The 13960-nt window shown below is 64.0% G+C and carries 10 protein-coding genes; 4 read left to right on the top strand and 6 right to left on the bottom strand.

The features are described 5' to 3' along the window. Positions 1-62: 62 nt before the first annotated feature. The 3 genes from rimK to LT988_RS01615 all read right to left on the bottom strand — a co-directional run bounded on the left by rimK (position 63) and on the right by LT988_RS01615 (position 3964). Positions 63-968 carry a 30S ribosomal protein S6--L-glutamate ligase gene (gene rimK, locus LT988_RS01605; protein WP_232408532.1) on the bottom strand — a complete coding sequence of 302 codons (906 nt, stop codon included), beginning with the start codon at positions 966-968 and terminating at the stop codon, positions 63-65. Positions 969-1388: 420 nt separating this feature from the next. Next, positions 1389-2741 carry a prephenate-dependent tRNA uridine(34) hydroxylase TrhP gene (trhP, locus tag LT988_RS01610; protein WP_232410667.1) on the bottom strand — a complete coding sequence of 451 codons (1353 nt, stop codon included), beginning with the start codon at positions 2739-2741 and terminating at the stop codon, positions 1389-1391. A gap of 47 nt (positions 2742-2788) precedes the next feature. Then, complete coding sequence (locus LT988_RS01615; RefSeq protein ID WP_408648033.1) at positions 2789-3964, bottom strand: ChaN family lipoprotein; 1176 nt, start codon at positions 3962-3964, stop codon at positions 2789-2791. A gap of 138 nt (positions 3965-4102) precedes the next feature. Between LT988_RS01615 and LT988_RS01620 the strand changes: the two genes are divergently transcribed. Beyond that, positions 4103-6238, top strand: coding sequence for a M1 family metallopeptidase (locus tag LT988_RS01620; protein ID WP_232408534.1), 2136 nt, complete (start codon positions 4103-4105; stop codon positions 6236-6238). Between the two features lie 405 nt (positions 6239-6643). Here LT988_RS01620 and LT988_RS01625 read toward each other — a convergent pair whose 3' ends face one another. From LT988_RS01625 to LT988_RS01635, 3 genes are all read right to left on the bottom strand, one after another. Continuing rightward, positions 6644-8812: an alpha-amylase family glycosyl hydrolase gene (locus tag LT988_RS01625; RefSeq protein ID WP_232408535.1), complete on the bottom strand. Its 2169-nt coding sequence runs from the start codon at positions 8810-8812 to the stop codon at positions 6644-6646. Positions 8813-8888: 76 nt separating this feature from the next. Then, positions 8889-10010, bottom strand: a complete 1122-nt coding sequence (locus tag LT988_RS01630; RefSeq protein ID WP_232408536.1) for an AI-2E family transporter — start codon at positions 10008-10010, stop codon at positions 8889-8891. A gap of 141 nt (positions 10011-10151) precedes the next feature. After that, positions 10152-10826, bottom strand: a complete 675-nt coding sequence (locus LT988_RS01635) for a Fe2+-dependent dioxygenase (RefSeq protein WP_232408537.1) — start codon at positions 10824-10826, stop codon at positions 10152-10154. A 347-nt stretch (positions 10827-11173) separates the two neighbouring features. Here LT988_RS01635 and LT988_RS01640 point away from each other — a divergent pair, with 347 nt between their 5' ends. The 3 genes from LT988_RS01640 to LT988_RS01650 are packed head-to-tail and all read left to right on the top strand — an operon-like array spanning position 11174 to position 13954. Then, the gene (locus LT988_RS01640) at positions 11174-11764 is read left to right on the top strand and encodes a hypothetical protein (RefSeq protein ID WP_232408538.1); all 591 of its coding nucleotides are present in this window, start codon (positions 11174-11176) and stop codon (positions 11762-11764) included. Positions 11765-11805: 41 nt separating this feature from the next. Further along, positions 11806-12159: a hypothetical protein gene (locus LT988_RS01645; protein ID WP_232408539.1), complete on the top strand. Its 354-nt coding sequence runs from the start codon at positions 11806-11808 to the stop codon at positions 12157-12159. Positions 12160-12166: 7 nt separating this feature from the next. Then, complete coding sequence (locus tag LT988_RS01650) at positions 12167-13954, top strand: SLC13 family permease (RefSeq protein WP_232408540.1); 1788 nt, start codon at positions 12167-12169, stop codon at positions 13952-13954. The last annotated feature ends 6 nt before the right edge of the window (positions 13955-13960 follow it).

Genomic DNA, 13960 nt, shown 5'->3' on the forward strand with positions numbered 1-13960 from the left:
AAGAGATCCGGATACGCCCGATTGACGACGTGATCCCGGACCGGAAAAGGTGCCCCGATGCCCTAGCCTTTACCCCGGGTCCGCGTCTTGCCCGAGGCCGCATTCTTCTCGATGAATTCGATGATGTTTCCGGCAATATCCTTTCCCGTCGAGCGCTCGATCCCTTCGAGCCCGGGTGAGGAGTTCACCTCCATCACCACCGGGCCATGGTTGGAGCGCAGCAGATCCACACCGGCGACATTCAACCCCATGGTCTGCGCCGCGCGCAACGCGGTGGAGCGCTCCTCCGGCGTGATACGCACGAGGCTTGCCGTGCCGCCCCGGTGGAGATTGGAACGAAATTCGCCCTCTTTCCCCTGGCGCTTCATCGCCGCGACGACCTTGTCCCCGATGATGAAGCATCGCAGATCGGCGCCGCCGGCCTCCTTGATGAACTCCTGCACCAGGATGTTGGTATGCAGACCCATAAAGGCCTCGATCACGCTCTCGGCCGCCTTGTGCGTCTCGGCCAGGACTACGCCGATCCCTTGCGTGCCTTCCAGGAGCTTGATCACCAGCGGCGCCCCGCCAACCATCTTGATCAAATCCTGGATGTCGTCCGGCTTGTGCGCGAAGCCCGTGACCGGCAGACCGATTCCCTTCCGAGAAAGCAGTTGCAGGGAGCGCAGCTTGTCGCGTGAGCGTGTGATGGCGACCGACTCATTCAGCGGAAATACCCCCATCATCTCGAATTGGCGCAGAACAGCTGCGCCGTAAAAGGTGACCGAGGCCCCGATGCGCGGAATGACGGCATCGAAACCCTCAAGCTGCTCGCCCTTGTAGTGGATCTGCGGGCGCATCGAGGTGATGTTCATGTAGCAGCGGAGCACGTCGAAAACCCTGACGTCGTGGCCGCGCGAGCCGGCGGCTTCAACCAAGCGCTGCGTGGAGTAGAGCTTCGGGTTTCTGGATAGGACCGCTATCTTCATTGTTGACCTCGCAAGCGGTGGAATGGAATCCGAGATACGGCTCGCGCGACAGGGTCAGCCGGGGGCCCCGCCGGCCGAGAGGCAGTTCCGATCGATGCGCAGGGAGTTCCTGGCCCCGGAAGCCTCCGCACCGACATCGGAATGTCCCACCATAGTCGCAGGCGATCTGGGCGTCCATCGCAATCAGGGCCTTGGCATCGCGAATGTCCCCAGCTCGGCACTCGCCGGCCGAGGAATCGCTCAGGAGCTCATGACGCTAAACCGAACACCCGCAGATTTTGCAGTGCACTGCACATACCGTTCGCGCCGGGCCGCGATGCACCGTATTGCGACGCGCACGATACGCACTCTGCTGTGCGGAAAACGCGGGGGACTTCCCGTGTGCGTTCGGATGTAGAGAGATTTACCTTCGGTGGTCGATCAGATTGCGGAACAGCTGTCCCGAGAAGGGTTCAAATCGGGGTTCAGGACCCGGTGAAGTGCTCGGGTCAGAAGGGCATGGCGCTCCGGCGTCGAAGGTACCCCCGGGGGGACCGGGATGCGCACCCTCCATCCGTCGCCGGGTGCGAGTTGAAGCTCGGCGTCGTCGACGCTTCTCATGCTCTCCAAGCGGAAGCGGTGATTCCCGGCCGGGGTCAACAACTCCAGCTCGTCACCCACCGCGAAGCGGTTCTTGACCGTGACGTCCACCCAGCCGTCGCGACTGCCGGTGACCTCGCCGACAAAGATCTGCCGCTGGTTGCGCGAGGCCCCGTCGTCGTAGTTCTGCAGCTCGCTCGGCGCGTGGCGCCGATAAAATCCCTCGGTGTAGCCACGGTTGGCGAGCCCTTCCAAATCAGTCAGCAGAGCGCTCCGGAACGCACGCCCGGCGAGCGCGTCGTCGATCGCGGCACGATAGACTTGGGCGGTCCGGGCAACATAATAATGCGACTTGGTCCGGCCCTCGATCTTCAGCGAATCGATGCCGATCGACACCAGACGCGCGACATGCTCGACGGCGCGCAGGTCGCGCGAGTTGAGGATATAGGTCCCCTCCTCGTCCTCGAAGATCGGGAGATAGGAGCCCGGGCGCTCGCGTTCTTCGAGCAAATAGACCTCGTCGGCAGCCGGATGCCGTGTCGCGCCCGTGATCTCGCCGCTCATTCCGCCCGTGGCGTCCATGGCTGGGTCCGAGGCGGCCGCGAGAGGCTCGGTCGATGCCGTACTCGCCACCCGATAGTCCCAACGGCAGGCGTTGGTGCAGGCGCCCTGGTTGGCATCGCGATGATTGAAATAGCCCGACAGCAGACAGCGCCCCGAGTAGGCGATACAGAGTGCGCCGTGTACGAAGACCTCGAGCTCGACATCGGGACAGGTGTCCCGGATCTCGGCCACCTCGTCCAACGACAGCTCGCGCGAGAGGATCACCCGCGAGATCCCCTGCGCTGCCCAGAAGCGCACCGCCGCGGAATTGGTGGTGTTCGCCTGGACCGAAAGGTGGATCGCCTGATCAGGCCAGCGCTTGCGCACCAGCATGATCAGGCCGGGGTCGGCCATGATGAGTGCATCCGGAGCCATCGCAACGATGGGCTCCAGATCTGCGATGAAGCTCTTGAGCTTCGACCCACGGGAGAGGATGTTCGCTGCGAGGTAGAAGCGCTTGCCCTCTGCATGCGCCTCGGTGACCGCGCTGCCGAGCGTTGCCCCGTCGAAGGCATTGTTGCGCACCCGCAAGCTATATCTCGGCAGTCCGGCATAGACCGCGTCCGCTCCGTAGGCGAAAGCGTAGCGCATGGCGCGCGGCGAGCCTGCAGGCGAGAGGAGCTCCGGTCGCGGAGGGCTCAATGCAGCTCTACCTGGAAACTCAGTCGCTCGTCGGCCCCGAGCGTGCGCTTGCGCAACACCTCGACGGGCATCTTCTCGCCCGGCCCCTTATCGAGCAAGGCGATGCGCACGTCGGCATAGGCGCTCACCGGCTGATCGCCGATCTGGACGATGCGGTCCCCTTCCTGGATACCCGCGTCCTTCGCACCGCTCGTCTCGGCGAACCCCTGGATGACCGCACCGCCGCGATCGACGCCGGATTCGAGCATGACGCCGAGCAGACCGGAGGCGGGCAAAGCGACCTCCTTCGGATACAGAAAGAAATCAGCCGCATCCGGATCCATGGGGCGCTGTGTCCCATTGAGGATGATTGCCGTCGGGACGTCGAGACGCCGCGTCAGCCGGCTGGGGATGCCCTGACCGTACTCGACATGACCGGATCCAGCCAGGACGACAAAGGTGCGCTCCGGGTTCTCCTCGAGATAGACCGCAGCGCGCTCGGCCATTCCTTCGTCCCAGAGGAGCTGGACCTCGAGGAAGTTCTCCACATCCTGCTGGCGCTCGCTGGGGTGCATCGCGAATACGGCTTCGATACGCTCGCGATAGGTCGGATCGCTGCGATCGATTTCGGCCGGAATCCGGGCGCGCTCGGCCTCGGTCAGACCGGCGATGCCGACCTCGCCGACGCGCCGAGTCAGCTCGGCCTCGAGGTTTAGGGCGATGACCGGGATACCGTGCTCTCGCGCAAAGCGCAGGATGGGACGATAAAGCCGATAATCGAAGCGCCAGCGGTCGAAATATTCCGTACGGCGCAGGAACTCAGCCTCGTCGACATCGCCCGCCAGATAGGCGTCGATCGCGGATTGATAGGGCTGCTGAAAGAATTCCATCCCGATCGCCAGGGGCTTGCCGCGTGCGTGCAGCCCTTCGATCACGGCGAGTTGGTTGAGATGGTCCTCATAGCGATCATGGCTTTCGCCGACGAAGACAACTCGCCGATCGGCTATGCGATCGAGCAAGTCGCTCATGTCCGAAAGGGCGCCGAGATCCAGGACACGGGTCCCCGGATCGGGCGCCTGCGTAGCTTCTGTTTGTGCTGGGGGTTCCTGCGCGGGCGCGGGATCGGACCCGGCGCCGGCGCCGGAGACCAGCGCAGCGGTGACGACGAACATCGAAAAACGAAGATACGACACGACGGAATCCTCTCTGGTCATGAGCCGATTGGGCCCGCATGTTGACGTACCCGGTACCGGATGCACCGGGTATAGCTTGGCGCAATGCGGACTGCTCGCTCGCGCTCCCGACCTTTCAAACGATTGGAACCTAGACTGATGCGAAACCGGTTCGTTTCAAGCCTCCTGCTGACGATCTCCACACTGCTCGGGTCGACGCACATCGCGGCAGGCTCAGCGCTCGTCGCGCACGACCTCCATGCACGTATCGACCCTGATGCGGGCACCCTGCAGGTGCGAGATACGCTGACGTTCCCGGACGACAGACCGGAGTGGTTGCTGCTGCTTCACGCCGGGATGGAGCCGAAAGTCACCTCCGGAAATGCGCGGATCGACGCCGCCGAAAGCCTCGAGCATCTGACGGGCTATCGGCTTCGCATCACCGCGCCGGGCCCCGTCACCTTGACCTACGGCGGGTCGATCCGTCACGCGCGCGAGCAGATCGCCGAGGGCATGGGGCGTGCCCGCGAATGGTCGCGCGGCACCATCGCCTCGGAGGGCGTCTTTCTCGACGGCAACAGCGGGTGGTATCCGCGCATCCCGGACAGCCTTCAGACCTTCACGCTCGCGGTGACGCTCCCGAACGGATGGACCGCAGTTTCGCAAGGGGAAGGTCCCGGCGATCCGGCAAGCGGCCAGTCCCGCTGGCGCGAAAGCCATCCGCAGGATGACATCTATCTGATCGCGGCACCTTTCGAGCGGTATATCGACCGGGGTCAAGTCGGAGACACCGAATACGAGGCCCAAGTCTACCTGCGTGAAGCCGACGCCGCCCTCGCTCAGCGCTATTTGGACGCGACGGAGACCTACATCAACCTCTACTCCGCGTTGATCGGCGACTATCCGTTCGCCAAGTTCGCGCTGATCGAGAACTTCTGGGAGACCGGCTACGGCATGCCCTCCTTCACGCTACTCGGCCCCCAAGTCATTCGCCTGCCGTTTATCATCCACACCTCCTACCCCCATGAGATCCTCCACAACTGGTGGGGCAATGGCGTCTATGTCGACTACGCGGCGGGAAATTGGGCGGAGGGGCTCACGACTTATCTGGCCGATCACCTGCTTCGCGAGCGCGCCGGCGAGGGTTGGATTTATCGGCGCGAGATGCTCAAGGGTTATGCCGATTATGTGCGAGACAGCAGCGATTTCCCGGTCGTCGAGTTCCGCGGCCGGCACGGCGCAGCCTCCCAAGCAATCGGTTACGGCAAGAGCGCCATGCTCTTCCACATGCTGCGGCGCCAGCTCGGCGACGATGTATTCAAGGCCGGACTTGCGCGCGTCTGGACCGACAACCGTTTCCGTGTCGCCGACTTCGACGATCTGCGCCGCTCGTTCGAGGCCGCGAGCGGACGGGATCTCGGAGACTTTTTCCGGACATGGACAACACGCACCGGAGCGCCGCGACTCCGCCTCGCGGAGGTCGCGGTCGTACCCACGGGCGTGGGAGACATCACGGGCTACGAGCTGACCGGCCGGATCGAGCAGACCCAAGGCGGCGAGCCCTTCCCCGTGCGTGTCCCCGTAATCGTTCACCAAGAGACCGGCGACCCGGTCAGTCTCGTCGTCGAGGTCGGCGGGGCGAGCGCTGACTTCAAGGTGCGCCTGCCGTCCGCGCCGATCCGGGTGGCGGTTGATCCCTGGCTCGACGTCTTCCGCGAGCTGCTTCCGGGTGAGACACCCGTCGCACTGAGCAACCTTTTCGGTTCCGAGCGCGGGCTCATGATCCTGCCCGCCGCGGCACCCGAGGCATTCAAGGACGGCTACGAGCGACTGGCCGAGGCTTGGAAGTCAGGCCATCCGGGCTGGGATGCTCAGTGGGACGACGCACTCGAGGCGCTTCCGGAGGACCGAGCGATCTGGGTGTTGGGCTGGGAGAACCGCTGGATCGATCAATTCGCTCGGGTGGCACGAGGATTTGCGCTGGAGCCGGCGCAGCGCCGTCTCCGACTCGGCGGCGGGGAGGAGCTCGAGGGCACGCACGTCAGCGCGGTCCTGACCGCGTGGCGCGACCGACAACCTCTCGGCTGGCTCGCCGCAAGCGACCCGACCGCCATCCCAGGTCTCGCGCGCAAGTTGCCGCACTACGGAAAGTACAGCTACCTCGTCTTCACCGGCAGCGCGCCCGAAAATCAGGCGAAAGGCCAATGGCCCTCGGGCGACTCCGAGCTCATCGTCTGGCTCGGCCCGAAGCGCACCCTGCCGCCGCTCGCCGAACCACCCGCGCTGGTACCCTAAGAAAAAAAACGCTCAGAGCGGGCCGCACGCATCGGATGGACAACGCGCAGGGTGCGGTGAGGGACGAACCGCACCCTGCGACGATCGCAGCGGACATCGGTGCGGTTCCTTCGTCACCACACCCTACACGACGGCTCGGACAGGGCGCATCGAGGTGACGCAAACGGGTCAAGCATCGGCGACCTCGACACACTGGCCCTGCGGACACCCAGGTAGAGCCGGCGGTCACATCGCTCGCGAGGCTCCCGCCTACCCTCCTTGAAGGCGAACGCCAATCCAGCGTCAGCTGTCACTAAAATCTCCGGCAGCAGTTCGGTCGCATCCTACGCGCGTCGCTGCGTCAGACCGACATCGCCGGCCGCAACTGCGTCGCGTTGGCCCGAACCGGCTGAGTCGATAGCCGGATCATCTCAAGTAGACCCCGTCCTCGCCGATCTTGCCCGGGCCGTCCAGGACATAGATTCCCGCCGAGTTGGCCTTGACGTGAAACAGCAAACGACCCTGGCAGTCTTGCTCCCGGCCGGTCACCGCGTCGCGATAGACACCGGGTCGGACCCCGTCGATCCCGATCTCTTGATCCGAGCCGATGGCGAGACCGACCACCACATAGGTGCCGCTCTGCGGATGATCGCGCACGAAACGCATCCCGCTGCCCCATTCGGCGAGGTGGCTCAGACCTGCCTTCTGGAGCGCAGGAATCGCACGGCGGATCAGATTCAGGCGCTGGATGTGCCGATAGAGCGGATGGGCTTGGGTCTTGGCGAGACGCCCGTCGCTCAAGTGGTCGCCGAAATAGGCGCGCCCGGTCTGATGCAAGGTATCCCGCTCGCCCTCGACATCTTGGGGCGCGCCCTTCATGAACTCGATCTCCTCGCCGAAATACAGACAGGGAATCCCGCGCACGGTCCAGATCAGGTTGTAGGCTGCGGCGGCCATCCACTGATCGCCCTTGAAGCGGTACTTGAAGTCATTGTCCGGGCCGACGTCATGGTTCTGCAAAAAGGTGACCAACTGGGTCACGTCGCCGTAGATCCAGTCCATGCCGAGGATCTGAGCGGTGCCGGAATAGGTGCCCTTACTGACGGTGTCGCGGAAGGTCGAGAAGAGGCCGAAATCGAGCTGCGGGAAGCCCGAGTCCCCGCCGGATTCCGGATCTTGAGGGTCATGGCCGATTCGCGTGTACCACCAGGGTCGGATCTGCGAGGGACCGTTGTCGCCGCCGCCGAGATCGCCCCAGCCATAGCCTTTCACCAGATTCTCGCCGAACACGAAGAGACCCGGCTTGTGTGACTTCCATGCGTTGACGTATTCGAGCAGATTGTCGCGCTCGACATGCTTCACGGTGTCGATGCGCAGCGCATCCACACCCATGTCCAAATAGCGGTTGATGGAACCGATCAAATAGTCCTTGACGTTGTGGCGCTCGGTGGCCAGGTCGATGCAGTCGCCTGCTAGGTGTTTGTGCTGCAGCGGATGCGGGCTCTCCCAATCGCCGCCGCAGATGAAGCCCTCCTGGTGATACCACTCGGGATCCAGATCATGGGGGTCGACACCGAAGAAACGCCCCGGGTGATAGCCGGGCTTGGGCACCGTCTCGCCGGTCTTGTGATCGACCAGCGGCTCGATGCCTTCGGGATCTCTGCCATGACGCTCACGGTACCATTGGGGAGCAACCGGGTTGTCGATGTCGTCGCGATTCGGCCACGCATAATTGCCGAGATGGCCCTGGTAGGGGCCGTGATCGACCTTCCCCTGCTCGGAGCCCTGGGGAACGTAGTATTTGATCGGAAGATGGTCGACATGCACCTGCCCGCGGATGCCGTACTGGCAGGAATGGTTCACGACGACATCCTGGATGATCTTGATGCCCTTGGCATGGGCGACGTCGATCAGGTCCCGATAGGTGGCTCCCGGCGACTCCAGGCGCGGATCGATCCGAGTCCAGTCGTACGGGTGATAGCCGTGATAATCGAGACCGGAGCGGTTCTCTACGGGCGGCGTGATCCAGATGGCCGTGAAGCCGAGGTCCCGAATGTAGTCCAGGCGCTGGATCAGGCCCTTGAAATCGCCCCGCCAATGGGGATCGACCGGATTGCCGTTCGCGTCGAATTGGATGCGGTCGCGGCAGAAAAAATTGTTCGAGGGATCGCCGTCGTAGAAGCGCGTGGTGATCAGAAAATAGATGGTCTCCTCGCGGAAATCGCTCCGCTCGGCGACCGGGCGCAGCTCGGTCTGGAAACTCGGTACGGGCCGGGAATCGGGGGGCGCCTCGGCACTCTTTACCGAGCGCACCCGATGGCCGGGGCGATGATCGTGCCAGTGACTCCTGGCATCGAGCCAGCCGTCGGCATCGCGAAAATGATCGTGTGTCTGGTGACCTTCACCATCGGTGAAGACCAAATGCGCAGAGCGGGTTCCGGGCAGACTGATCCGATACCAGTCGTCGTCGAGCGCCTCCATCGGCACACCGGGCCAATCGGTGCGAGGCCCGATCGGCTGGGCATCCCAAACATAGGCTCGGACGATCGAGCCCCAGCCGGGACGGCGCTCGAAGTGGAGGATCAAATCGGACATGAACAAGACTCCGTGTCTGGGTACGGTAAAGACGCAGCGCGCGTGGACCCCAACGACGCGTGCAGGTCAATCGGGTTCAAACCTGCGGCGCGGGTTCTTCCGTCGACGGCAACGCGTCGGCCTGCTCGGCAGACTCTGACCCTGCATGCAGCCAGGCGAGCAAGAGCTTGTAGCCGAGCACCAAGACGACCGAGCCGACGAAGAGCCCGATGATGCCGGCACTCAGGAACCCGCCGATCGCACCGACGAAGATGACGGCCATCGGGACATCGACCCCGCGCCCGAGGAGGATGGGTTTGAGGATGTGCTCCAGACTGTACACGAAGAGACTCCAGACCAGAAACCCGAGGAAGGTCAAGGTTCCGACGTGGAAGAAGACATAGACAAGGATGGCTACCGTGATCGGGAGGATCCCGATCTGCACCACACACATCACCAGCGCCAGCAAGGCCCAGAGCCCGGCTGCGGGGACGCCGATCGCCAGCCAGCCCAGCCCGGCGAGGAGCGACTGTATCAAGGCGACGCCGAGAATGCCGCGGGTCACGCTGCGAATGGTGGCCTCGGAGAGCCGGGCGAATTCGACGCCCCGCGCCCCCGCCAACCGCCGTGCAAAGGCCGCGCTCGCGCGCTGTCCGGCCTCCGCCTGAGCGAGCAAGAAGCCCGCGATCAGAATCGCGACGAGAATGTGAAGGAGGCCCACACCGGCCCCGCCGGCCACCCCGATCGTCCAGTGCAACGCGACCTTGAGCTCGGGCTCGGTCTCCATGAGCACCGCCCTGAAGTTCGATGAGCCCTGGTCCCAGATCCGCGCGATGTCGTCGCCGATCAGCGGCAGCTGTGTAACGGCATCGGGCAAGGGCGGAATCTTTAGCGACTCGTGGCTGAAGGCAGCGATGACCGTGTGCACCTCCCCGACCAGCGACGCACTGAGCAACAAGGCCGGCACCAGCAACAACGCAAAGCAGAGCAAGGACATGATCACGGCGGCCAGGATTCGCCGTCCGTGCAGGACCTGCGTCAGTCGTTCGTAACCCGGATAGAGTCCGATGGCGATGATGATCGCCCATGCGAAGGGCACGATGAAAGGTCGTACGATATCGAAACACCAGGCGACCAGGATGGCGATGATCGCAATCCGGATGAACGCCTCGATTGCTCGATCCAAGAAGACGCGATCCCCCTCGCGGCCCTGTTGCATGCTCGGTCCCCCCGTTTAGCTCTAAAGCCACTAAGGCCAGCGCTATTTGCCCGGCCATGCTCGGGCCCAACGATACCCCAGCCCGCCCCCGAGCGCGACAGGGCTCGACGCGCCTCTTGGCTCGCAGCAGCCAGATACGCTTTAAAGATCACTCCACATGCGCACGAGGTTCGCGTAGGAACGGTCGACGTAGGCGGTTGTAGCCTCTGCGTGTGCGGTTTTGAGCAGATGCTCGCGGGCGAGATTCAGCTCGTAGAGAAGCTCTCGGCGTGCGGGATCGCGCACGTAGCTCTGAATCCAGGTCAAGGCAACGAGTCGCTCCCCCCGCGTGACCTCCATGACCCGGTGCAGGCTCGATGAGGGATAGACGACGGCGTCGCCCGCGGCCGGTTTGATCGTCTGTTCGCCAAATGGGGTGCGGATCGACAGCTCGCCGCCGTCGTAGGACGCGGGATCGTTGAGAAAGATCGTCATGGAGACATCCGAGCGGAAACGCGGCCCGGTCGTCCCCATGATGGGATCGTCGACATGTTCCCCGTAGGCCATGCCGGGGGTGTAGCGCGCGATGATGGGATCGGCCACACGATGCGGCAGGACGCCGAACCGAAATCTTTCGTGATGGCCGAGACTCGCCATGATGATGCGAATAAGCCGCTGCATGCGCTCGGGTTCCGACCGCATCTCTTCGTTGTGCTTGACCCGACCTGCGGCGAAGCCGGCGGTCAACTTGCCGTCGACGAAGGGCGCGTCGGCGATGGTCTCGTGGATCTTGGCGATCTGGGCGGTGTTGAGAAGCGCCGGGATGGTCAGCAACATGGTGTGCTCCGAGGACGACCCGACGAGCGTTTGAGTCGTCGCAGCCGCAAATTGAGATCGATAGACTTGAATCGCGTCTCGGCATCGGACTCCCCGAGGCCGCGTCGACACAAAGACGCCCAAAGTACCCCGACCGCGATTGATGCAGAGCCCACGTGGATTTTCCGGAAAGCCGGGTGCGTTCCGCGCGCGCCGATACGAAGGCGTGCCGACGAGGTGTTACGGCTCCTAACGGCGAGGAGGGGCAACGCCGGTCCAAGGTGCGCGGGGCGTGCAATGCCGCGGAAATCCCACGTGGGCTCGTTATACTAGCCGAGACCATCACCAACGACGCACGAGGCGACCGGATGCTTCTGAAAGCCATCATCGACGATCGGATCTACGAGCTCAACGTCCCCGATGCCCTGATCGGTCAAGCTCAGCCCTTCTTCGAGAAGCTCGACCAAGACATGGATGCCGGCTGGCAGATGAGCCGGGAGTGGGTCGAAAAACCGGATCGTCTGCAGCGTTGCCAGATCGTCGCCGATAAGCTGCTCACCGCGCTCGAGTGCGAGAACCAGAAGCTCGGGATGATGATGGCCGGCTATATTCTCGCGCGCTTGCCCGGGGTCGAATCGGTCGAGCTCGACGTACAGGGCGAGATCCAGAACAACCGCTTCAACCTGACCGAGCATCGACCGACCGAAGAGACGCCGCGCCCTGCGACGCGTTCCGGCGGCCTCGGTCGGCTCGGTAAGCTCGAGGCGATGGAGCAAGCCGGCAAGGACGTGACCAAGGTCTTCAAGGTCGGTCGCGGATGGCGGTTCTCGGTCTTCGACCACGTGACCGGCACCTGGCAGGACTCGCCGCTCGCCCCCACCGAGGATGACGCCTCGCGGCTGCGCCAAGAGGCCTTTAAGGCCCGCTACGAGGCCCTGCAACGGGGTCGCGATCACTGAGCGGGTGCGGGCTTTTCGAACCGGACGAGACGAATCGACCGATGGCCGACCTCTTCAGCGTCACTGCACCTTTGACCCTGCGCTGCCCGAACGGCACGCGAAAGGTCATCGCGGTCTGTTTTCCACATCCACGGGGCCTGCTCTACCTGGACCTCTTCTGGCATCGGCGCACCCCGCGGGAGGCCGCCCATCTGATCGACGGAGAGCTGCAGGGCGAAGGGCCGTGGAAGATCGGCGGCTGCGTGATCACCGTCTTGGGTTGTCATCACACGGATCCTGAATTGGCCGCGCCCTATACGGAATGGCGCGCCTATCTGGAATCCGACGAGGGCGTAGACTACCCGGGCACCGAGCAGATCCGTGCCATCGCCCGTCGTCTCGGCGCCGCGGTCTGATCAGCCGATGAGTACCGTCATGCAACTGGGGTGGGAAGGCTGGTTCAGCCTGGGCATCGTGGTGCTCTGCTTCGGGCTTTTCGCCTTCAGCCGCGCCGCGCCGGATGTCGTCACCGCCGGCGCACTGACCCTGCTGCTTCTGTTCGGTATCCTGACCCCGACGGAGGCCCTGAGCGGCTTCTCCAATCCGGGCATGTTGACGGTCGGCGTCCTCTACGTGGTCGTTACAGGCCTTACCCAGACCGGTGCCGTCGGTTGGATCGGACCGGGGCTGCTCGGACGCCCGCGCGGACCAACCGATGCGCGTCTGCGACTCATGTTGCCGGTCGCGGGTCTGAGCGCCTTCCTGAACAATACGCCGGTGGTGGCTATCTTCATCCCGGCCGTGCAGGACTGGGCCAAGCGACACCGCCTGGAGCTTTCGCGCCTGCTCATCCCGCTCTCCTTCGCCAGTATCGTCGGCGGCACCTGTACCCTGATCGGCACCAGCACCAACCTGGTGGTCAACGGGCTCTATACGGAGCGTCTCGACGGCGAGGGCCTGGGCCTCTTCGAGCCGATCTGGGTCGGCCTGCCCATCACGGTCGCGACACTCATCTTCATGCTCACGGCGGGGCACTGGTTGCTCCCGAAACGCACCTCGGCGGCCGCCAGCTACGAAGATGTCCGCCAATACACCTCCGAGATGCTCGTCGAGCCGGACAGTCCACTGATCGGCAAGAGCATCGAGGACGCCGGTCTGCGCCAGCTCCCCGGACTCTTCCTGATCGAGATCGAGCGCGGCGAGCAGGTGATGGCGGCCGTATCCTCGCAGGAGGTGCTCCAGGCGAACGACCGGCTGGTCTTTGCCGGGATCCTGGATTCGGTGATGGACCTGCAGCGCACTCGCGGTCTGATCCCGGCAACCGATCAGGTCTTCAAGCTCAACGTGCCGCGCCCGGGGCGCTGCTTTGTCGAGGCCGTGCTGTCGGACAAATCGCCCCTAGTCAGCAAGAGCGTGCGCGCCGGGCGGTTTCGCAATCGCTACGATGCCGTCATCATCGCGCTCGCGCGCAACGGCGAGCGCGTCGACCGCAAGATCGGCGATATCGTCCTCGCGCCGGGCGACACACTCCTGCTGGAGACCCGCCCGGATTTCGTGGAGCAGCAGAAGAACTCGCGCGACTTTCTGCTGGTGAGTCAGATCGGGGATTCGCATCCGCTCAAGCACAAGCACGCGCCGATCGCGATCGCCATCGTTGTCGCGATGGTGGCGGTCGTCACTGTCGGATGGCTCAGCATGCTGGAGGCCGCACTGCTGGCTGCGGGGCTGATGATCCTGACGCGCTGCACCGACAGCCGCACCGCACGGCGCTCGCCGGACTGGCAGGTGCTGGTGGTGATCGCCACCTCTTTCGGCATCGGCGCCGCCTTGGAGAAAACAGGCGCGGCCTCGCTGGTGGCCGGCGGTCTGATCGGGCTGGCGGACGGGGATCCCTGGGTCACGCTTGCTTTGGTCTTTACCGCGACCGCCCTACTGACCTCGCTTGCGACCAACAACGTGGCCGCGGTGCTGGTGTTCCCGATCGCCGTGCAGGCGGCTCAGGCCATGGAGGTGTCGCCCGAGCCCTTTATCCTGACCCTGATGGTTGCGGCATCCGCCAGCTTCGCGACACCCATCGGTTACCAAACCAACCTGATGGTGTTCAATGTCGGCGGCTACCACTTCGGGGACTTCGTGCGGATCGGAGTCCCCTTGACCTTGGTGGTCGGGTTGGTGACGGTCCTCGTGGTGCCTTTGGTCTGGTCCTTTTAAACTGAA

This window comes from Thiocapsa bogorovii (assembly GCF_021228795.1).
GTDB lineage: Bacteria > Pseudomonadota > Gammaproteobacteria > Chromatiales > Chromatiaceae > Thiocapsa > Thiocapsa bogorovii.